This window comes from Stappia sp. BW2 (assembly GCF_008107695.1).
Classification (GTDB): domain Bacteria; phylum Pseudomonadota; class Alphaproteobacteria; order Rhizobiales; family Stappiaceae; genus Roseibium.
Genome location: NZ_VIRG01000103.1, coordinates 148127 through 167362, shown reverse-complemented (window position 1 = coordinate 167362; position 19236 = coordinate 148127). Strand labels below are relative to the sequence as shown.

The window sequence follows — 19236 nt, the reverse complement described above, 5'->3', positions numbered from 1 at the left end:
TTACTGCGCCGCCTCACCAGCCGGGTGGCCGGCCAGTTGCATTGCTCTTGCCGCCTCGATCCAGGCGCACCAGGCCTCCATCCCCTCGCCGCTGCGTGCCGACACCCGCAATACCTTAACCTGAGGATTGACCTTGCGCGCATTGGCAATTGCTACATCCATATCGAAATCAAGATGCGGCAGCAGGTCGGTCTTGTTCAGGAGAACCAGATCGCTCGCAGCGAACATATCGGGATATTTCAAAGGCTTGTCTTCGCCCTCGGTCACCGACAGGATAGCCACCTTGTGAGCTTCGCCGAGGTCGAAGGCCGCCGGGCAAACGAGATTGCCGACATTTTCGATGAAGAGAATGCCGCCATCCACAAGCGGCAACTGCTCCAGCGCGTGACCGACCATGTGGCCATCCAGATGGCAGCCCTTGCCGGTGTTGACCTGGACCGCCGGTGCCTCGGTGGCGCGGATCCGGTCCGCGTCGGCAGAGGTCTGCTGGTCCCCCTCGATAACGCAGGGCTTGAACCGCTCTGCCAGCATTTCGATGGTCTTCACCAGAAGCGTTGTCTTGCCCGAACCGGGGCTGGACACCAGATTGAGGGCCAGTATGCCCCGTTCGGCGAAGAGCTGGCGGTTTTCCGCCGCATAGGCATTGTTCTTCGACAGGATATCCTGTTCCAGCTGGATCAGGCGGGTCTGACTCATGCCGGGAACCGAAACGCCGGCCGGGCCTTCACCATAGTGCTGCGCACCGTCGCCATGACCATGCCCGTGATCATGGTGGTGATGATGACTGTGCCCATGCTCATGGTGATGGTCATGACCATGGCCGGTATCGTGGTGATGGTGATCGCCACCGTGAATGCGAACCTCTCCTTCGCCGCAGCCGCAGACAGTACACATCAGTTCACCTCCAGTTCCTTGACCCGAAGTTCGCCGCCACCCGTAACTTGCAGCTGATGTGAGCCGCATTCCGGGCATGCGTCAAAACGCTGTTCGATTTTTACGGTTTGTCCACAAGGCATGCACCAGGCGGTGCCTTCCGGCTCGATAATATCCAGACGAGCCCCTTCCGCGAGCGTGCCGCGCATGACCACGTCAAATCCGAATTTGAGTGCCTCGACCTCCACACCGGAGAGCGGCCCTATCTCAAGGCAGATCCGCTCGACTTTAGAGAAGTTCTGTGCCTGCGCCTGCTCCTGCAGCAGACCGAGAATGCTTTCGCAAATCGACATCTCATGCATCAGGCGGCCCTCACTTCATAAGCGACACAGGGGTCGACTGCGTTGACCACGAGGTGGGCGCAAAGGCGCTGCTCTTCCCGATCCATTGCGGCAATTGCGTTCAGACACCGGCTGGCAACGCCATGGTGACCAAAATTGCACGCCGTTGGCGGCAGGATCCGGTACTCCTGAACCTGGCCCTCCTCGATCCTTGCCCAATGCACCAAGGGACCGCGTGCCGCCTCGACCTCTCCCCGGCCGGTTGCAAGCGGCGCTGGAGCTTCGGTTTTGCCAGCCAGAACGGCCCGGATTTCGCCCGGCAACCGGGCTAGCTCCACCAGACGTGCAACAAAACGGGCACCAAGTGTCGGAGCGCCCAAGCTGGCAAGCAGTGGATCGCTCGCCCGGCGGACAAAGGAAGTCGCCTCGGCACGCGCGCCCCCGGTTTCGAAGGTCGGGAAAGCGGCAATCCCGAAACGGCCGGTGTCAAACAGCCAGGCGACAAAGCGGGCTGCTGCTGTCTCTGTCGTCATTGCCCACAGCCGTAGCTGGTCCATTCCGCGCCGCGAAAGCCATTCATCAACGGCTTCTCCATAAATACCGGTTTCCAGAAAGGACACCGCCTCATCAAGAACTTCGGACAGGCATGGAAGATTGAAAACAACCTCGGCGTTGAGGCTGAAAGCGCTTCCGTCACCGGTAAAGCCGCCTTGAAAACGCGGTAGAAAGGCCATTGCCTGCCGCGCCGCCATCACCTCTCCCGTCAGGCCCATCAGTTTCGGCCAGTCGATTATCGCACGCAAGGCATGTTCCCGCAGGCACTCCATCATCGTCAACGTTTGCCGTGCCGACAGGGTTTGCCTGGACGTAGCGATGCCGAGGGCGCCTTCCAGCGCCAGCACCGAGGCATGCGTTTGCGCCGTTGCACATACACCGTGCACAAGCGGGATGATTTTCAAAACCTCTTCCGGTGTTTTCCCGATCAGCAGACGTGTCACATCCGCCGGTGGCTGATAGGTCATGCCCACGGGCGCGCCAGGCGTTGCCGGCAGATCGATCATGACCTTGCCTTCCGCTGTCATCGCGAACTGTCCCTGAGCTGGCCGGTCAAAAGCTTCCGGCGGCTTAGCTCTGCCGCGACCGGTGCCTTTCCAGCATCTTCAGCAGCTCCGGCTTCTTCTTGACCTGCAGCCGTATGCTCTCCTTCAAGGTCCACAGCCTCCGGCAGGTCTCCCTGCCAGATCCGCTGCATGTCGCGGTCCTCGTCCACTTGAACACCTTCCATCAGTCCGGCGAGCGCCGCGATGGCCGTGGCCTCTGCTGTTTCCATCTCTTCGAACTCAAACACCGGCGAGAACAGGGAGCACATCCAGAAGGGCCCGAGACCGTCTTCGTGCCCCCGGATGAATTCGAACGGTCCGGCCGGAAAGGCGAACAGGCGCTTTTCGCCGGAGCGGATGATTTCCTCATCCGCTTCCTGTGGCAACAGCACGAGGTTCATGAACCAGGGCGTGATCAGAACACCGAACCAGAAGCCGTTCCAGGGTGCGATACCGACCGCGCGCACGCCCAGCTTACCGTTGAGGATCGGAATTCCGGTCATGCGTTCGGCATGCACCTGCCGGAAGCAGGCCTCCAAACGGTTGGTAATGGCAGTCGCATTGCTCATGTTCGGACCTATGCGTCTCCAATCACCATGAACCCGTCCTTGCTGGCATCGCATTCCGGGCAGGTCCAATGGTCCGGCAGTGCCGCAAAAGGCGTGCCGGCTGGAATTTGCCAGTAGTCATCTCCTTCGGCAGGGTCGTAGACATGCCAGCAGATCTTGCATTCAAGCCGTGTCGCGGGACCGATCTTGCTGGCATCGCCACCATACGAACCGGCGAAGAACCCCTCGCTCATCGGTAGACCTCGAGAATTTCCTTCAGGCGTTCCGCTGAATCGGCGATGTCCTCCGGCGCGGCGCAGGCGACGGCCGGAATCGGGCAGATCTCTATGGTGTTCAGGATCATCGTGTCCTGGGAGTTGTAAAACTGAACCCACCAGATATCCCGTGTCGCTGTCGCCATGATGCGGCAATTGCCGTAACCGCGCGACAGGATCGTGATCTCGCCCCGGCCGAGAAGGTCGTTCAAAAGCCCAAGGTCTTCCTCCGTGTGCGGCAGCAGCGACAGATTGATCACATGCGGCCGCGACCCGGCGATATGCTCGTTGATTTCGGGCAGCAAAGGCGGTGCGTTAAAGACGTTGGGGCCGAAGCGGTCCGGTATCGCGACCTGTCCCTGCGCGCCCGCGAAGGCCCTGGCCAGAACAGACCGCGGGAACGCGGCAACCTCAACGTAATCGGCGGTCGCACGGCCGTCCGCCGCCGTCTCCCGCACCCTCCAGACACCGGCGAGGACGGCTTCCTGGGCTTGTAGCGTCGCACCGCCGATGACCGAGACCTCCCCTTCCCCGAGTACCTGATTGACCAGGGCCAGGTTGGCTTCGTCCAGGCCGGCCAGGTCCACGCGCCCGGCAGAGCCTGTCTGCTCGAAACCTTCGAGCAGCCGTAAAAGCGCCTCAAGCGCGGCCTTGCCGGCAACCATATCCTCTGCTTCCTCGGCCTCCGGAAGGTTCGGGGTCGCAAAGGTCATCATGCCCGACGGCATGGCCATATAATCGAGAACACCGCCGTCCTCATCCAGCGGCTGGCTACCAGGCCCGACCACCGGTCCGATTGGATTGTTCATCTTGCCGTCCCCTCCTTGAGACAAATAGTCAGTGCCGAAGGCTGTCGGGCGCAACGCCGCAACCGTCCGGGAATTTGAAAGGTGGCGGATCGCTTGGCTCACGCCCCAGGATATCGGGGATCTGGTCCAGGTAATCGGCCCAATCGAGAATGCCCTGAAGAACGCCGAGATAATCGCCCCGGCGCAGAAAGACGATTGCCGGAAAGGCATTGAAGAGAAAACGCCGTTGCAGCTCACGCTCGCTGCTCCGTTCGACGATCAGCGTCGCGACCTTGCCCATCAGCGCCTTGCCAAGTTCCGGCAGCACGACAGCGACATCGTTGCTTTCCGCCAGCCGCTCAGCATCCCCCGGGAAAAACACCATGGCGAACTCATGTGCCTGCGCGGCTGTTGCCAGCGTCTCATGACTGACGGCTTCGTAGCCTTCCCGGTCGATGATCGATTGCAGAAGAGGTGAAAACATGTGTTGCCTCAAGATTTGGAGCTACCGCTCTCCGTGGGTTTCAGGAAATCCGGCAGGCTCGGTTCCCGGCCGGTCAGATCGGCGAAAAGATGATCGAAGTCGGTCTCGCCGCGCATGGCCATGCCGAGCGCCTCCAGCGCGTCGGCTGTCTGTTTTGCCGTTTCCTCGCTCAGGATTTCGCGGGCAGCGCCCAGAAACACCATCAGCCAGGTTCCCGGCTCGACAGGGCCGACAAGGCTCAAATCGACCACAGTTTCCGTGCCCCTGTCACTGCATCGTGCCGTCAGTCCGGAGGTGGAGAGCACCTGCATGGGTATGCCGAGACACATCAGCTTTGCTCCGCTGCCGTATGGACCAGCCGGGCCATTTCGGCATCGAAGTCTTCCGGTCCCCGCCAGCCTTCGCTGGCCAGAACGCGGTTGTCGCCATGGCGGTAGGCCTCGTCCTCTGCCGGTCTTCCGGCTTCATAACGGCCAAGCGTCATCTCAAGCGAGGCGATGGTGTTGTCTTCATCGAGAGTGTCGCCGCGCGGGGTGACCGAGACGCCGTGGTCCTTGAGAAATGAAAGGGCCAGATCAATCGCCGGGCCGATCTGCGCCTTGACCTCCGGCCGCAGGCTGCCGCCATAGTCGTCCAGCTCCACAGGCTGCACGCCGATCAATAGCAGGTGGTCGGGATAGTCGCCGAGCATTTCCGCCATGGCGAGCACTTCCTGAAACCCGGTCTGGTGCAGCGAGATCTTCTTGGCTCCGAGGAATTTGGGAACCTCCTCACCGTCCACCCGCTTCAGCGTGCCGGGCGGCAGGCCATAATCGACGGCGTCGAACACAATGAGGATGTCGGCATCGCGGATATACTGGACGAGATAAACCCCCTGGGTCCCTCCATCCATGACCCGTACATTTTCAGGCACCTCGAAGCGGCGGTGAAACTCTTCCACGGCGCGAACGCCGAAGCCTTCGTCCGCCCACAACAGATTTCCGATGCCAAGCACGAGTACAGCTGGCGCGTCGATAGTCACGGCTTTTCCTCCCTCTTGCGCCCGAGACGAAATCTCCGCAGCGCAACCCTTGTCCCCGTCAGCGTCTTTTCGAGCCTTGCCGGAATGCGGGGTGAGGTAACTTACGCAAGAGGCGTGCCAGACCCTTGGCTTATTCATCTCCTTGTTTTTGCTGAATTTTTGTTCAATGCCTTATTGTGTAATGGATAGTAGCCTTCCAAATTTCTCTACATTTGGAAGATTTTCTTCCAGTTCGCGATACGGGTCTCGAGCTGCGGCTCAGCTGCTCCTAAGACCTGGAAGCGGACAATCCAGTTGGCGAAAAAAAAGGGCGGAGCCATTACAGCTCCGCCTGAGTAAGCTTGGATGTGCATAATCGACCAAGCTAGTGAGGATCATCCATCGGCTTGTCGTCCCTGAAGGTCCGCCAGCCGGAAAACATGGATGAAATGATCGACTGCCGGGACATGATGTCTTCCCGGACAGCAGCGTAGACATGAATGATGACAAAGCACACGATTGCCCACAGTCCCAGGTGATGCCACGTGTGGACATCCTGGCTCTGGCCGAACAGGGGAATGATCCAGCTCGAAAAGAGAGTGTACTGCCACGACCCCATGCCGGTTCCCTCGCCATAGAGCGCAAAGCCGGTGAAGATCATGAAGAGGATGACCCAGACGAACATCACGTGCATCGCCAGGGTCGCGAGCGGGTTGTGGCCGGCATATTTTTTCGGCTCCGGCGCGATCATGGCGTACCACTTGACCTCGTGCACAAGCTCCGACCAGAAACCGCCCCGCCAGATTGGTGGCAGGAAGATCTGCCGGGCGTGCTTGTTGCCGACAAAGGCCCAGTAGATCCGCAGCAGGATGCCGACGGCGAGAATGTAGCCAGCGCTAAAGTGCATGACCCTGATCCAGCCGAACAGGAAATGGGCTGACGCCTCGCCATGGATCGCCGGAGGTGGAGATCCGATCAGATAACCGGTGACAGCCAGAACAAGGATTGCGAGGGCATTGATCCAGTGCCACACCCGCACCGGCGCCTCATAGACATAGACGGCCTCTTCCTTGTGGGATGGAGTGGTCTCAACAGTCATAGCCCCCTCCTATCCGCCGGCCAGCAAGAGACCGGATCCGGCAATCGCCAGTCCGATGCCCGCAAGCCCGTGCTTCAAACTGCCGGCAAGACGGCCAAGGCCATAACCGGTCGCATGCAAGGCGGCACTCGCGATCATGAAACCGGCCATATACCCCGCCAGGGCTCCAACGGCCTCCGTGCCATGGGCGTGACCATGAAACAGGGCGAAGACCGCGATTGCAGCAAGACCAGCCCCCGCGGGCAAAACGCGCGCAGCGGCAATCATGAGGCCAAGAACAACGATGGAGGCGAGAATGCCCGGCTCGACCAACGGCAAGGACAAACCGTTCACGCCGAGCAACGCACCGACTGCCAGCACGCCGACGAACAGAACCGGACCGCGCCAGGCCTGCTTTGCCGGCTGCGCGGCCGACCAGACCCCCACGGCGGCCATTGCAAGCAGATGGTCGGCACCCAGGATCGGGTGGACCAGGCCGGAAGACAACCCGCCGGCAGCGCCCCCCGTGTGCGCCAGTGCGGGTGTCGCCATGGCTGTCAGCACGACTGCGCCAAACATCTTTCCGAAAACAGATTTCATGATGTCCTCCTCCCTCAGCACACCTTGATGTCGGCGAGCTCTTCGCCGTCCGGTCCCATCACATGGGTCGAGCAGGCAAGACACGGATCGAAGCTGTGCAGCGTGCGCAGGATCTCGACCGGTTCCTCGGCGACTTCCACCTTGGTGTTCATCAAGGACGCCTCGAAGGCGCCGATGTTGCCCTCGTTATCTCGCGGCGATCCGTTCCAGGTGGTCGGCACGACGCATTGGTAATTGTCGATCTTGCCATCCTTGATGCGGATCCAGTGGCCAAGGGCGCCCCGTGGTGCCTCTGTGAAGCCCACACCCTTGACCTCTGCCGGCCATGTGGACGGATCGAACTTCTCCGTGTTGGCCGTCGCGCTGTCGCCAGCCTTCAGGTTGGCTATCAGCTTGTCGAAGAAATAGACCTGCATTTCCGCCGCCCATTCGGCCTCCAGCGCGCGCGCTGCGGTTCGGCCGAGCGTTGAAAACAGGGCATCAATGGGAACGTCGAGGGTGGTCAGAGTGCGGTTGATCTGCTCGGTGAAATATTCATGCCCCTGGGCGTAGCCGACCACATAACGGGCGAGCGGTCCGACTTCCATCGCATGGCCACGCCAGCGCGGCGCCTTGATCCAGGAATATTTCGCGCTTTCATCTAGCTCGATGATGTTGGTGCTGGTTCCCTTCGCGTTCGGCCCCAGCGCGTAGTTCGGCTCTGTGATGCCGTCCCAGGGATGCAGCCCCTTCTTTTCGTCCGGATAGCTGTACCAGGAGTGCGGCACATATTCCTGGATCTGTTCCGGATCCCGGTGGTCGACCTCATGCACTTCCTTCAAGTTGCCGTTGATGATCGCGCCCCGCGGCATCAAGAGGTTTTCTGGCGAGTAGTCATTCGCCCTGTCCGGAATATCGCCATAAGCCAGAACGCTCTGGCCCGACAATCCGCCGCCATAGAGCCAGCTCTTGTAGAACGAGCCGATGGCGAAGATATCGGGAAGATAGACGTTGCGGACGAATTCGAGTGAGCGGTCGATGATGCTCTTGACGTAGTTCAGACGCTCCATGTTGAGCGGTGCACCGGCCGCCAATTCACCATCCAGATTGATCGCGCAGGGCACCCCGCCGACCAGCCAGTTCGGGTGAATGTCCTTGCCACCGAAGATCGTTCGCGTGGTCATGATCTCCTTCTGAAAATCGAGAGCCTCCAGATAGTGGGTCACCGCCATCAGATCCGCTTCCGGCGGCAGCAGATAGGCCGGGTTGGTCCAGTAGCCGTTCTTGAACGGGCCGAGCTGACCACTTTCCACGAACTTCTTCAGGCGGTTCTGGATATCCCGGAAATAGCCGGGCGAGGAATTCGGATGATGCGGGGAGACCTTCTGCTGCAGCTCCGAGGTGGCCTTGGGATCCGCCTTCAGGGCGTTGACCGGGTTGACCCAGTCAAGCGCGTGCAGATGGTAGAAATGCACAAGGTGATCGTGGATCTGCAGCGACAGCTGCATGATGTTGCGGATCGAGTTGGCATTTTCGGGAATATCGATGCCGAGGGCATCTTCCACCGCGCGCACGGACGTCAGCGCGTGCGTACCGGTGCACACACCGCAGATACGCTGGGTGAACGCCCAGGCATCGCGCGGATCGCGGCCTTTCAGGATTACCTCGAGCCCGCGCCACATGGTGCCGGTCGAGACGGCATTGCGGATCATGTTGTCCGCATCGATGTTCACCTCGCAGCGCATATGGCCTTCGATACGGGTCACCGGATCAACGACCACCCGCTGGCCGGAGGTGTCGAGGTTGAACCCGTTGGGTGTCTGGATCGTCGCCATCAGTTATCTCCCCCCTTGTGGCTGTCGCCTCCCTTGTGCCGCGCGCGTTTGACAGCGCTGGCCGCTGCGTGGGTCGCTGCCGCCGCACCGACGACAACCGCCGCGGTACCGCCGATCTTGTCGGCGTTGGCCTCGATGCCGAAGCCGTGGATATCGGTCAGGCGGTCGTAGAAGGAGCCCTTGTCCCAGAAGCCGTCCTCGGAGCAGCCGAAGCAGGGGTGGCCGGACTGGATCGGGAAGGACAGGCCGCCGTTCCAGCGTACGGTGGAGCAGGCGTTGTAGGTGGTCGGGCCCTTGCAGCCGACCTTGTAAAGGCAATACCCCTTGCGCGCGCCTTCATCATCGAAGGATTCGACAAACTGGCCGGCATCGAAGTGCGGCCGGCGATAGCACTTGTCGTGGATCCTCTGGGAATAGAACATCTTCGGGCGGCCCTGGCGGTCGAGTTCCGGGAAACGCTCAAAGGTCAGGATGTAGGTGATCACGGCGGTCATCACCTCGGCAATCGGCGGGCAACCGGGCACCTTGATGATCGGCTTCGGCGCCAGACCCGGCACCTTGTGGATCGGGGTCGCCTGGGTCGGGTTCGGCCGGGCCGCCTGGACGCAGCCCCAGGAGGCGCAGGAGCCCCAGGAGATAATCGCCTTGCAGTGCTCGGCGGCCTTCTTCAGCTGTTCCAGATAGGGCTTGCCGGCGATGATGCAGCTCATGCCTTCCTGATTGAGCGGCGGATTGCCCTCGCAAGCCAGAATGTAGTTGCCATCGTATTTGGCGATGGTCTCCTCGACGATCGCTTCGGCCTGATGCCCGGCCGCCGCCATGATCGTGTCGTCATAGTCCAGAGAGATCATCGACAGGATGACGTCCTTGGCGAGCGGATGAGCCGAGCGAATGAAGCTCTCCGAGCAACAGGTGCACTCCAGCCCGTGCAGCCACAGCACCGGAATGCGCGGCTTTGTTTCCATCGCTTCTGCGATCTTCGGAGCGAAGCTGGGTCCGAGACCAAGAGCCGCCGCCGTTAACGAACAGAACTTCAGAAAACTCCGGCGCGTAATGCCCTGTCGGCGCATCACGTCATAAAAGGTTTCCGTCATACGGGTGTCTCCTCCTCCAGATCCCCAAAACGCGTCGTTATATTTCTCACGCGTCCAGACGGAGCAAAGCAACCGCTGTGCCAGATACTCTTATTTCATATGTTTCAGATACTTATTCCAGTTTCCGGCCATAACGGAGCGTCAAAAGCGAAAGCTGTCTGTCAGCTTTCCAGCCGAACTGGAAACTCCGCTTCCAGCTTCCTGAAGCGGTTGGGCAGGCAAACCGGAATGGCGTGAGCCGGACTCAAATCGATAGGGATGGAAAGATCCCGTGGCTCACCACATCAGTTCGCGGTCTGCGTCGCACGGCCAAGCAGAATGAGAGACAGCCCGTTGGACAGGAAATTCAAACCCATCAGCAGGCCAAGGGTCACGGTTGCCGTATCGGGCCAGCCAATGACAACGATGAGCCCGACGACCAGAGAACATGCGCCGCTGAAAACCAGCCAGCTCCAGTTGGCTAAATACGAGGAACTGCGCAGGCCCAAAAGGATGCATACGATCCCTTCAATCAGGAAGGCGATTATCATGAGTATGGTCAGCGTCTCGATGCCCACGACGGGGAAGGCAACGAAAATCAGGCCGACGAGTAGAAGAAAGGCGAAGGCCACGGCGCCATATCGCCATTCGGGGGCAGAGCGCATCTCCAACATGAACCAGAGACCGGCTGCGCCCCAGAGGAGAAACATCGCGGCTATGAGGCGTTCGGCCGCAAGCGTCGCGATTGACGGCAGAAGCATGACAAGCAGACCAATGGCAACAAAGACCGCTCCGATGATCGTGCGACGGTGCGTATCCTGCTGCGCAAGGGTGTGATTCAACGGTGCGGCGGTTCTCGTGTTCATGAGTGTTGCTCCAGATGATCCAAGCCCGAGGTCCCGGATCCACAACTTTGATACGTCCGCCAATGCCCCTGAAATTCGCGTGAAACTTACATCCGTGTAAGAAATGCAGTTTGGCTGGTGAGAAAGCCGCCGCTGTCATAGGGTCGTTGGAAAGGAGACGCCGCTTCATGAAAATCCTGCTTGCCGAAGACGATGCCAAGATGGCCGAGTACATTGTCGCCGGGTTGACCGAGAACGGTCACAGTGTCGATCACGTTACCGACGGACGCGATGCGCTGAGCTATTGCCTGTACAACGATTGCGACCTGGCGATATTGGACCGGATGATGCCGGGCATGGACGGGTTGTCGGTGCTCAAGGCGCTGAGGGCATCGAAGAAAGACCTGCAGGTGCTTTTTCTGACTGCGATGGGACAGGTGGATGACCGGGTCGAAGGCCTGTCGGCGGGCGGCGATGACTATCTGACAAAGCCATTCCATTTCTCGGAGCTGCTGGCGCGGATCGGGGCGGTCACAGGACGCAGAAAGACTAGCGGGGTGGACCAGTTCCTGAAGGTGCATGACCTGACGCTTGACCTTCTCGCACGCACGGCAACACGCCAGGGCATGCTGATCGAATTGCATACCAAGCAGTTCAACATGCTGGAAATTCTGATGCGCAACGCGGGCCACGTCGTCAGTCGGACAATGCTGCTGGAACGCGTCTGGAACTTCAACTTCGAACCGAACTCCACTGTTGTGGAGACCCACATGAGCCGCCTGCGCGCAAAGATCGACAAGCCTTTCGACGTGGCCCTGATCCACACGATCCGCAACACCGGGTATTCGTTGCATGGACCGCGGTGAAGTTCTTTCAGGAGCCGCCTTCACCGCTGTGCTGCGGTCATCAATTGTCTTCCTTTTCATCCTGATCGCGGTGGGATGGGCTGCGCTGACGTATGTCGAGCACACTTTGCTGGAGGAATTCCGCAGCGACGTGAAGGAACGCTGGGACATTCTGGCTGCGGATCATCAGGCCGAAGGGGTCGATCACGTCGTCGCCGCAATCAGCCATGTGGCCGCGCTTGAGGAAACAGGAACGCGCGCACTGGCAATCTTCGATGAAAACGGACATTTGGCCGGCAACCTTGCGACACGCCCACCGGGGTCGGGGTTCCAGGTTGGCACTCTGGAATACATGACCCCACCGCAGCCCGGCGCCTCGACTGAATCCATATACTACGGCGACGAGGTGGACGGACGCTGGCTGGTCGTCGGACAGCGGCTGGACGTTCTGAAGCGTACGCGGGAAGCTTTCGTGAGAACGCTCGCGCTGACGGGCTTCATCGTGGTCCTGTCGATGCTGGCATTCGGATACTTCCTCAGCCGGCAGAGCCTGTCTCGCCTGCGCGAAATCGAGGCGACGCTGGAGCGCGCAAGCGAGGGAGATGTCACGGCGCGCATTCCCGAGAACGGCGGCACGACGCAGATCGACCGTCTGGCGCGTGAGATGAACCGGCATCTCGACCGGTCATCGCGGTTGATGACCACGACGCGCAATACAGCCGCTGCGGTCGCACATGATCTGAAGTCGCCTCTGGGCCGGGCCTATCTTGCGCTCGGCCGCGCGCAGGACAAGGTCGAGGAAGGGGCAGATCCGAGGGATGCTCTGCTTGATGCACAGGACGAACTGGAGCGGATGCGCGGCATCTTCGACACATATCTTCAGTTGTCGCGGATTGAAGGGGGAACGGACAACGCAACATTCAAGACGGTCAAGCTGAGCGACCTGGTTTGCGAATTGGCCGAGACGTACGCAATGGTCGCCGAGGATGCCGGACAGAACCTCGTGACACGTCTGGATGACGCAGATGCATGTGAGATCCTCGGCGATACGCAGATGTTGCAGCAACTGATCGTGAACCTGCTGCAGAACGCGGTCAATTACGGGCCGGAGGGAAACGAGATCAGCCTGGAATTGACCCGGCACGAGGACCGCGTCGCTCTGGTGGTCGCTGACAAAGGGCCCGGCATTCCCGAAACGGATCGCGATGCGGTGTTCCAGCCGTTTTATCGACTGGACCCGAGCCGAACCAAATCGGGCAGCGGGTTGGGTTTGGCGCTGGTGCGAGTGATCGCGGAACGTCACGGGGGCACCATTGCCTTGCACGACAACCATCCGGGACTGCGGGTCGAGATTGCATTTCCGTCTCTGGCGGAACCGCAAGGGGTTCCTGGCTAACCGTGTAAAGAGGACCGCAGGCGAATTTCCCGTTTCCCAGGTTCTGTGATCACGCGCGGGGATGTGTGTGAATGACGTTGCCGACCACGACACGGTCAGGAGGCGTTTTTCATCCACCTAAGGGTCGAGCTGCTTGCTGGCTTTTGCTGGTTGTCACTTGCAAATATCCGGACCTAGAGAAATCCCGCGGCCGATACACTTCGTTTTGCCAGCTTTGCAGCGCATTGCGTGCGCCTTCAAATCGAGAGTGAGGTGCAACTTCGCATGAAAAGTTGCACCTCACATGTCACGCAGTCGTGCGCCCTATTTGTCGTAGGCGGGAGCACAAGGCAGATTTACGATCCCGGGGGCCGAATGCCTCAGACGGGTTAGTTCATGTACCAGCCATGGCTGACAACGAGTGATTGCCCGGTGAGCGCATTTGTCGGGAAGGCTGCGAAGACGTGAGCCACTTCTGCCACGTCCTCGATCGTGGTGAACTCCTGGTCGACCGTATCGCCCAGCATGACGCGGTTGACGACTTCCTCTTCGGAAATGCCAAGATCCTTCGCCTGCTCGGGGATCTGTTTTTCCACCAGAGGTGTCTTCACGAAGCCGGGGCAGATCACATTGGCGCGCACGCCGTGTTCCGCACCTTCCTTCGAGATCACCCGGGCAAGGCCCAGCAACCCGTGCTTGGCCGTGACATAAGCGGATTTCAGCGGCGAGGCTTCCTTGGAATGGACCGAGCCCATGAAGATGATCGAGCCCGATCCTGCCTTGTACATGTACGGCAGGCAGGCCTTTGTCGTCAGGAAAGCCCCGTCAAGATGAATTGACAGGAGTTTCTTCCACTCGTTGAAAGGGAATTTCTCCATCGGATGCACGATCTGCACACCGGCGTTGGAGACCAGCACATCGATCTGGCCCCATTCTTTCACGACCTTTTCGACGCCGGCGTTGACTTGTGCCTCGTCGGTCACGTTCATCTCGACCGCTATCGCCTTGCCGGGGCCTTGAGCGTTCAATTCGTCCGCGGTCTTCTGCGCCGCGTCGAGGTTCAAATCGGCAATGGCGACCTTGGCGCCATCGGCAATATAGCGTTTGGCGATGCCCTGGCCGATACCACTGGCAGCACCGGTAACGATGCAGACTTTATCCTTGAGGTTCATGACGAATTTCCTTCTGTTTCAAATAAGCGTTTCAGGCGAGATAGTCGTGGACGACGTCGCCCAGACCGAGCGTCAGGTCGGTCACCAGATGTACTGCCGAGACCACTTCGAGCACCGGCAGGTCGGCGACGGGAGCAAGCGCGTGATGGAACAGTTCCAGCCTCGCCGGGCCTTCCCAGGCACCCTTCAGGGTCACGTCGGTCGTGTAGTAGCGGACCAGCTCGCAGATCCGCGGTGTGCAATCCACATGCGGAACGATCTTCAGCAGAAAGTTCGGGCCTTCGAGTGATTTCAGCACCTTGGCATGATCCAGTTCCCGGTGCTTGTAACCCATGGTACCGGTCGCCACCCGGATGCCACCCATGTCGAGCGTGCCGATGAGCGTGTCCTTGTTCACGGAGAGCGAGGGATCGGCGAGTTTCTTTGGGAAGCCCCAGATTTCGCGTCCGCCTGCGATGGGCGCCTCGTCGTTGAGATACATCGAATGCGAATAACCCCCTGCAACACCATTGAGGGTAACAGGGATGACCTGGCCGCTTTCGGTGTAGTCGCCAAAGCCCGTGGAATCCGGCATGCGAATGAACTCGTATTTCACGAGCGGTTCGGGAATTTCCAGCGGTTCCGGTACGAGGCGGCGCAGCACCTCGGGGTCGGTACGATACGTGATGGTGAAGAATTCACGGTTTACGAACTTGTAGGGGCCTTTCGGATAGGAAGGGTTGGTGAGTGGCATTGAAAATGCGTTTTTGGCGACGTCTTCCGCTTTCATTTTCTTTTCCTTCATGAGTTCCTGGAACCCAGGTCAAAGACCTGCAGTCCATCCTTGCCGATCTCGCGGCTTTTCCATTTTCTGTGTGCAAGCGTTCGCTTCACGTCATCGACGCCGGCAGCCCAATGCTCCGTCATCGATAGCCGCGAGAATTCGTAATCCTTGGAATTGCTCTCAAACCCTTCCTTGCGGTGGATGAGATGCACCAGCGTGATCGGGCAGGCCGGGCTGGCATTTCGCAGAAGGGCAAGATCGGGGTCCGACTGCATGTCCTTCGGCAGCTTCTCCATCAGTCGCTCAGCTGCGGCACGCAGATCGTGAAGATGCCGGAACCTGTCGGTCGTCAACCGGGTGCGGCTGGAAAAGCGGATGTCCTTTTCGCGCTGCTGCACATCGGCAATGTCGGCAGGCACGTCGCCCTTCGCGTTGAACAGGTCGATCTGGAAAATGCAGAGCGTGTCGGCCCCGGCGTTTTCCATCACGTATTGCAGAGGTGTGTTCGACACCAAACCGCCATCCCAGTAGAAACGCCCATCGATCTCTACCGGTGGAAATCCCGGCGGCAGCGCACCGCTGGCCATGATGTGCCGCAGATCGAGGCGCATCTTCTCGCTGTCGAAATAGATGAAGTTGCCGGTTTCGATGTCGGTGGCGCCAACACTCAGCCGAGGCCCTTCTTCGTTGAGGTAATCGAGATCGATCAGCTCGCCAAGCGTGCCTTCCAGCGGCGTGGTATCGTAGAAACTGAGGGCCGGATCGGAAGAAAAGGGCCACAGAGCCATAGGCACGCGGGGCCGAAAGAAACCGGGCACGCCAGCAATCGTTACCTCAGCTGCAGCCAGTTCCGAAAAGGTACGGCGTGACTTCGTGCCCCACGAGAAAGGCTTCACGGTCAGGTCCGATGTCACTTCTTCCCAGAAGGCCCGGAGCCGTTCCATGCGCAGTTCGACCGGATTTCCGCAAATGATTGCTGCGTTGATTGCACCAATGGAAATCCCTGCAACCCAGTCCGGCGCAAAACTGCTCTCGCTCAGCGTCTGGTAGGCACCTGCCTGGTAGGCGCCGAGAGCGCCGCCACCTTGCAGCACCAGCAGGTTTTGCTCTGCCTTTGGCATCTACTGTCTCCTTGATCGATGTATCGTTGAGACAGAGATAGGATGCTGGCCGGGCATGGCCTTTGCTCGAATCTTACAATCGCGACAACTTCACCGAAGGCGTCATTGACCCCTTCTTTTCACGGTGGAGCGGCATCCGTCTTACGGCCATGGGCGGGTTTACTATCCAATAAATGAGGCCATCGAATGCGACGTCTGAAACGACTTGAAGACGCCCGTGTTGTTTTCAATAAGTCGGTGTCGCAGCGTCGGCTTTCCCTGCTGCTCTCGGAACAGAAGCGCTGCTTTGACCGACCGCTCGTTTGGGCGCGTAGAAGCACACGCGGGGCGGGCCGCCTTCGCCTTCCGCGCCGGGTTGGCTTGACAATCTGGAAGGCGGAGAATGCTCAAGGGCGCCTTGAAAATACGCGAAGGACGGCCCGACGTCCGCAGATGCGTCGTTCGGGCCGTCCTCACAGGATCTCGTGCCGAGGATCTATCATGTGCATGCTGACAGCGAGCTGTTCGAAGAGCGGATTGTCTCGTGTGGCAGGCTCTCAAGACTTGCGTTTTCCTGGCTCAGCTTTTCGACTGTTGGTCTGTCTTTAACACCAGCCCTTGGGCCGGTTTCGCAATCACTGTTTTCATTTCTCCCATGCCTTGTCGGGACGATGAAAGATCAGGGTCAGGATCACAGAGGATGCCGCCAGTGCCGACATGAGCATGAAGGCCTCGGCGAAATTACCGCTTTCCCCGACGATCCAGCCGGTCAGCGCCGGGGCACTGAAACCGGCTATCGCAAAGCCGAAGTCCATGATGCCAAGCGCGGTGGCTGACCGGTCGCGTGCCACGTCGATATTGACGGCGTAAAATGCGGCGTTTGCACCCATGGACGAGGCAACGGCTATGGTGATCAGGATGAGCGCAACCGTCAGATTGTCTGTAAAGGCGACCGGCAGGATCACGATCGCTGCAAGGGCCTGACTGCCAGCGATCAACCAACTCCGCGCAATCCGCAGCTTTCCGGTGCGTTTCAAAAGGGTATCGGACAGGTTTCCGAGCAGGACCAGCACCACGGCAGCAGCAAGCCAGGGAGCAACCGAGAACCATCCGACGCTTGTGATCGACAGATTGAAAGTCCGCTCCAGGTAGCCCGGCAACCATGTCATGAAGAAGAACAGGAAGTATCCGAAAACGAAGAAGGCCCAGTAGTTTGCCAGAAGCGTGGGATCCGTCAGCAATCTGGCCCAGCTTGTGTGACCCTGTGTCGAGCCGGCGGTTTTGGTTGCATCTTCGTGTGCGGTGTCCTCGATTGCCGCGATTTCGGCCTCGTTCACATGCTTGCTGTCTTTGGGGTCGTCGCGAAACAGGAACCACCACAGCGGCAACCAGAGGATGCTGACGGCACCCAGCAAGAGAAACATCTCGCGCCATCCGGTGATCTCCGTGAGATAGGAGACAATCGGTGCGCCGATAGCGAGCGAGACGGGCACCGCGACCAGCGAATAGGCAAGCGCGCTACCGCGCTCCTGTCGGGACAACCATTTCGCAATGGCACCTGTCTGACCGGGGAACATCGGCCCTTCGGCCAGACCGAGTGTCGCGCGGGCCACCAGGATAAGAAGAAAACTGCCGACCACGCCGACGAATGCGGTTGACGCCGCCCAGGCGACCACCGAGACGGCCAGCACAATGCGCGCCCCGAACCGGTCGACCAAAATACCGCCCAGCAGGGTCGTCACGGCATAGCCGATCCCGAAGGCACCAAGTATCAGCCCTTGCTGAGCATCGCTGAGGTTCAGCTCCTTCGACATGGGGCCGATCGCATAGGAGATCGCCGAACGGTCGATGTAATTGATGAGGATGATGGCAGCGAGCATCGCCACAACGATCCAGCGGAACCTGGTTGCTGTATCCGAAGTGGCGGAGTGTTTGGTTTGAAACGTCATGTATCCCTCCCAGTTTGAAAGGGAACATGGGGTATGCAATTGAACCGTCTCTGACCCAAACTTTACAAACGTGTCAACTACAGCTGCAGACGTCGAGCCCTTCGCCGCCCACAGACGAAGGGACCCGGCAGCGTCCACACCCTAATGTGGGACTTGCCTATTTGTATCCGAGGTTGATCAACTGAACCCTTCGATTGACAGCAGCGTCCGGATTTGAGGGGTCGCGAAGCTGTTCTTCGCCAAGGCCGACGGCAAACAGGTATTCTGCGGGCACCTGAAAGGTTGTTACGAGCGCGTCACGAACAGCATTCGCCCGTTTGATCGAGAGCTCGAGATTGTATTGCCGGGTCCCCTTGGCGTCGGTGTGCCCCACGATGAAGAAAGTCTGCCCTTGCAAATAAGGCGTGTGGAGCGCATCGGCGATCAATCCCACAGTCTCGTATGAGCCAGGTGCGATGGTTGCGGAGTCGAAGTGAAACGTGATTTCAAGATTGAACTGACGCAGCGATGCCAGCTTTTCCGCGAGCGGTAACTGCTGAGGCGAATTCGCTCCAGGGTATTTTTCAATGTTTTCAATCGCTGCCTTTTGCAATTCGTCGGCGCTGATATTTACCTCATTTTGTGCCCCTTGCAGGGAGTTGATAATTTCGTTGCGGCTCAGTTTGGTTTGCGAAAGCGCCCCGGATGCACAGGCTATGATGGCGATGGCGGCGGTGACGCTGCCCAGAAAAATCTTGCTCATTGAAAAATCTCCTCGGCGGAATGTTACCGGTAGCCGGCCAGATCGATGGCCTCATTGCATTTCGCGCTGACGGATGGCTTTGCCTTGAGAAGGCAACGCAGCATGTGACCCGCGCCCGGCTTCACACCCTTGCAGTATTGAGCCATGTCTCGATTGCAGATTTTGGCGACTTCAGACTGGGCGGCCAGCCTTGCCGCAATCAAACCGACCACAATCTGCCGGTCAGCATTGCATTTTTGTGAGACCCTGGACTGGTTCTTTTCCAGACAGTTTGTAATGCCGCTATTGGCAAGAGAGGCAGACTGACAATAGGCCCTGATGTCCTTGCCGCAACTGGCCGCCAGGATCTTGATCGCATCTGCAAACCCTACGGTCTGCGCAGAAGCCAGCGATACTGACATCATCAAGAAAACTGTACTGGCCGAAACACGTAGAAACTTCATGATAGTCATCCCCTAGATCGTGACGCCT

At 59.3% G+C, this 19236-nt stretch carries 22 protein-coding genes; 2 read left to right on the top strand and 20 right to left on the bottom strand.

Going from position 1 to position 19236, the window contains the following annotated elements; all coding sequences use genetic code 11:
* The 14 genes from hypB to FMN63_RS29150 all read right to left on the bottom strand — a co-directional run bounded on the left by hypB (position 1) and on the right by FMN63_RS29150 (position 10840).
* Positions 1 to 894, bottom strand: a complete 894-nt coding sequence (gene hypB, locus FMN63_RS29215; protein WP_148587680.1) for a hydrogenase nickel incorporation protein HypB — start codon at positions 892 to 894, stop codon at positions 1 to 3.
* Positions 894 to 1235, bottom strand: coding sequence for a hydrogenase maturation nickel metallochaperone HypA (hypA, locus tag FMN63_RS29210; RefSeq protein WP_148587679.1), 342 nt, complete (start codon positions 1233 to 1235; stop codon positions 894 to 896). The genes hypB and hypA overlap by 1 nt, the downstream gene beginning before the upstream one ends.
* Positions 1235 to 2296 carry a nickel-dependent hydrogenase large subunit gene (locus FMN63_RS29205; protein WP_148587678.1) on the bottom strand — a complete coding sequence of 354 codons (1062 nt, stop codon included), beginning with the start codon at positions 2294 to 2296 and terminating at the stop codon, positions 1235 to 1237. The genes hypA and FMN63_RS29205 overlap by 1 nt, the downstream gene beginning before the upstream one ends.
* Entirely contained in the window at positions 2293 to 2883 is a 591-nt protein-coding gene (gene hybE, locus FMN63_RS29200; RefSeq protein WP_162530155.1) for a [NiFe]-hydrogenase assembly chaperone HybE, read from the bottom strand. The genes FMN63_RS29205 and hybE overlap by 4 nt, the downstream gene beginning before the upstream one ends.
* Positions 2884 to 2891: 8 nt before the next feature.
* Entirely contained in the window at positions 2892 to 3116 is a 225-nt protein-coding gene (locus FMN63_RS29195) for a rubredoxin (RefSeq protein WP_148587676.1), read from the bottom strand.
* Complete coding sequence (locus tag FMN63_RS29190; protein ID WP_148587675.1) at positions 3113 to 3946, bottom strand: hydrogenase expression/formation protein; 834 nt, start codon at positions 3944 to 3946, stop codon at positions 3113 to 3115. Before FMN63_RS29190 ends, FMN63_RS29195 begins: the two co-directional genes overlap by 4 nt.
* Positions 3947 to 3974: 28 nt before the next feature.
* Positions 3975 to 4409, bottom strand: a complete 435-nt coding sequence (locus FMN63_RS29185) for a thioredoxin domain-containing protein (RefSeq protein WP_148587674.1) — start codon at positions 4407 to 4409, stop codon at positions 3975 to 3977.
* 8 nt (positions 4410 to 4417) lie between these two features.
* Complete coding sequence (locus FMN63_RS29180) at positions 4418 to 4738, bottom strand: HypC/HybG/HupF family hydrogenase formation chaperone (RefSeq protein WP_148587673.1); 321 nt, start codon at positions 4736 to 4738, stop codon at positions 4418 to 4420.
* Positions 4738 to 5424 (bottom strand): HyaD/HybD family hydrogenase maturation endopeptidase, encoded by a 687-nt coding sequence (locus FMN63_RS29175; protein ID WP_148587712.1) that lies wholly within the window; start codon positions 5422 to 5424, stop codon positions 4738 to 4740. The genes FMN63_RS29180 and FMN63_RS29175 overlap by 1 nt, the downstream gene beginning before the upstream one ends.
* A 370-nt stretch (positions 5425 to 5794) precedes the next feature.
* The gene (cybH, locus tag FMN63_RS29170) at positions 5795 to 6508 is read right to left on the bottom strand and encodes a Ni/Fe-hydrogenase, b-type cytochrome subunit (protein ID WP_148587672.1); all 714 of its coding nucleotides are present in this window, start codon (positions 6506 to 6508) and stop codon (positions 5795 to 5797) included.
* 9 nt (positions 6509 to 6517) lie between these two features.
* Positions 6518 to 7087: a HupE/UreJ family protein gene (locus FMN63_RS29165; protein WP_148587671.1), complete on the bottom strand. Its 570-nt coding sequence runs from the start codon at positions 7085 to 7087 to the stop codon at positions 6518 to 6520.
* Positions 7088 to 7101: 14 nt separating this feature from the next.
* Positions 7102 to 8901 carry a nickel-dependent hydrogenase large subunit gene (locus tag FMN63_RS29160; RefSeq protein ID WP_148587670.1) on the bottom strand — a complete coding sequence of 600 codons (1800 nt, stop codon included), beginning with the start codon at positions 8899 to 8901 and terminating at the stop codon, positions 7102 to 7104.
* Positions 8901 to 9995, bottom strand: coding sequence for a hydrogenase small subunit (locus FMN63_RS29155; protein WP_148587669.1), 1095 nt, complete (start codon positions 9993 to 9995; stop codon positions 8901 to 8903). The genes FMN63_RS29160 and FMN63_RS29155 overlap by 1 nt, the downstream gene beginning before the upstream one ends.
* A gap of 284 nt (positions 9996 to 10279) precedes the next feature.
* Entirely contained in the window at positions 10280 to 10840 is a 561-nt protein-coding gene (locus FMN63_RS29150; protein ID WP_148587668.1) for an HdeD family acid-resistance protein, read from the bottom strand.
* 167 nt (positions 10841 to 11007) lie between these two features.
* On the opposite strand from FMN63_RS29150, the gene FMN63_RS29145 reads away from it, so the two are divergent.
* Positions 11008 to 11685 (top strand): response regulator, encoded by a 678-nt coding sequence (locus tag FMN63_RS29145; protein WP_148587667.1) that lies wholly within the window; start codon positions 11008 to 11010, stop codon positions 11683 to 11685.
* Positions 11672 to 13060 (top strand): HAMP domain-containing sensor histidine kinase, encoded by a 1389-nt coding sequence (locus tag FMN63_RS29140; RefSeq protein ID WP_148587666.1) that lies wholly within the window; start codon positions 11672 to 11674, stop codon positions 13058 to 13060. Before FMN63_RS29145 ends, FMN63_RS29140 begins: the two co-directional genes overlap by 14 nt.
* 368 nt (positions 13061 to 13428) lie before the next feature.
* Here the strand turns inward: FMN63_RS29140 and FMN63_RS29135 are convergent, their stop codons facing one another.
* From FMN63_RS29135 to FMN63_RS29110, 6 genes are all read right to left on the bottom strand, one after another.
* Positions 13429 to 14211: a 3-hydroxybutyrate dehydrogenase gene (locus tag FMN63_RS29135; RefSeq protein WP_148587665.1), complete on the bottom strand. Its 783-nt coding sequence runs from the start codon at positions 14209 to 14211 to the stop codon at positions 13429 to 13431.
* 31 nt (positions 14212 to 14242) lie between these two features.
* Complete coding sequence (locus FMN63_RS29130) at positions 14243 to 14980, bottom strand: acetoacetate decarboxylase (RefSeq protein WP_148587664.1); 738 nt, start codon at positions 14978 to 14980, stop codon at positions 14243 to 14245.
* A gap of 11 nt (positions 14981 to 14991) precedes the next feature.
* Positions 14992 to 16095 carry a DUF3734 domain-containing protein gene (locus tag FMN63_RS29125; RefSeq protein ID WP_148587663.1) on the bottom strand — a complete coding sequence of 368 codons (1104 nt, stop codon included), beginning with the start codon at positions 16093 to 16095 and terminating at the stop codon, positions 14992 to 14994.
* 623 nt (positions 16096 to 16718) lie between these two features.
* Positions 16719 to 18023 carry an MFS transporter gene (locus tag FMN63_RS29120; RefSeq protein ID WP_148587662.1) on the bottom strand — a complete coding sequence of 435 codons (1305 nt, stop codon included), beginning with the start codon at positions 18021 to 18023 and terminating at the stop codon, positions 16719 to 16721.
* A 157-nt stretch (positions 18024 to 18180) separates the two neighbouring features.
* A complete protein-coding gene (locus tag FMN63_RS29115) occupies positions 18181 to 18765 on the bottom strand; it encodes an OmpA family protein (protein ID WP_148587661.1) in 585 nt (194 codons plus the stop codon).
* A 23-nt stretch (positions 18766 to 18788) separates the two neighbouring features.
* Positions 18789 to 19208, bottom strand: coding sequence for a hypothetical protein (locus FMN63_RS29110; RefSeq protein ID WP_286192794.1), 420 nt, complete (start codon positions 19206 to 19208; stop codon positions 18789 to 18791).
* Positions 19209 to 19236: the final 28 nt, after the last annotated feature.

Bases quoted from the DNA above. Each gene is read 5' to 3' on its own strand.
- hypB (WP_148587680.1), bottom strand. From the start codon at position 894: ATGTGTACTGTCTGCGGCTGCGGCGAAGGAGAGGTTCGCATTCACGGT.
- hypA (WP_148587679.1), bottom strand. From the start codon at position 1,235: ATGCATGAGATGTCGATTTGCGAAAGCATTCTCGGTCTGCTGCAGGAG.
- FMN63_RS29205 (WP_148587678.1), bottom strand. From the start codon at position 2,296: ATGACAGCGGAAGGCAAGGTCATGATCGATCTGCCGGCAACGCCTGGC.
- hybE (WP_162530155.1), bottom strand. From the start codon at position 2,883: ATGAGCAATGCGACTGCCATTACCAACCGTTTGGAGGCCTGCTTCCGG.
- FMN63_RS29195 (WP_148587676.1), bottom strand. From the start codon at position 3,116: ATGAGCGAGGGGTTCTTCGCCGGTTCGTATGGTGGCGATGCCAGCAAG.
- FMN63_RS29190 (WP_148587675.1), bottom strand. From the start codon at position 3,946: ATGAACAATCCAATCGGACCGGTGGTCGGGCCTGGTAGCCAGCCGCTG.
- FMN63_RS29185 (WP_148587674.1), bottom strand. From the start codon at position 4,409: ATGTTTTCACCTCTTCTGCAATCGATCATCGACCGGGAAGGCTACGAA.
- FMN63_RS29180 (WP_148587673.1), bottom strand. From the start codon at position 4,738: ATGTGTCTCGGCATACCCATGCAGGTGCTCTCCACCTCCGGACTGACG.
- cybH (WP_148587672.1), bottom strand. From the start codon at position 6,508: ATGACTGTTGAGACCACTCCATCCCACAAGGAAGAGGCCGTCTATGTC.
- FMN63_RS29165 (WP_148587671.1), bottom strand. From the start codon at position 7,087: ATGAAATCTGTTTTCGGAAAGATGTTTGGCGCAGTCGTGCTGACAGCC.
- FMN63_RS29160 (WP_148587670.1), bottom strand. From the start codon at position 8,901: ATGGCGACGATCCAGACACCCAACGGGTTCAACCTCGACACCTCCGGC.
- FMN63_RS29155 (WP_148587669.1), bottom strand. From the start codon at position 9,995: ATGACGGAAACCTTTTATGACGTGATGCGCCGACAGGGCATTACGCGC.
- FMN63_RS29150 (WP_148587668.1), bottom strand. From the start codon at position 10,840: ATGAACACGAGAACCGCCGCACCGTTGAATCACACCCTTGCGCAGCAG.
- FMN63_RS29145 (WP_148587667.1), top strand. From the start codon at position 11,008: ATGAAAATCCTGCTTGCCGAAGACGATGCCAAGATGGCCGAGTACATT.
- FMN63_RS29140 (WP_148587666.1), top strand. From the start codon at position 11,672: ATGGACCGCGGTGAAGTTCTTTCAGGAGCCGCCTTCACCGCTGTGCTG.
- FMN63_RS29135 (WP_148587665.1), bottom strand. From the start codon at position 14,211: ATGAACCTCAAGGATAAAGTCTGCATCGTTACCGGTGCTGCCAGTGGT.
- FMN63_RS29130 (WP_148587664.1), bottom strand. From the start codon at position 14,980: ATGAAAGCGGAAGACGTCGCCAAAAACGCATTTTCAATGCCACTCACC.
- FMN63_RS29125 (WP_148587663.1), bottom strand. From the start codon at position 16,095: ATGCCAAAGGCAGAGCAAAACCTGCTGGTGCTGCAAGGTGGCGGCGCT.
- FMN63_RS29120 (WP_148587662.1), bottom strand. From the start codon at position 18,023: ATGACGTTTCAAACCAAACACTCCGCCACTTCGGATACAGCAACCAGG.
- FMN63_RS29115 (WP_148587661.1), bottom strand. From the start codon at position 18,765: ATGAGCAAGATTTTTCTGGGCAGCGTCACCGCCGCCATCGCCATCATA.
- FMN63_RS29110 (WP_286192794.1), bottom strand. From the start codon at position 19,208: ATGAAGTTTCTACGTGTTTCGGCCAGTACAGTTTTCTTGATGATGTCA.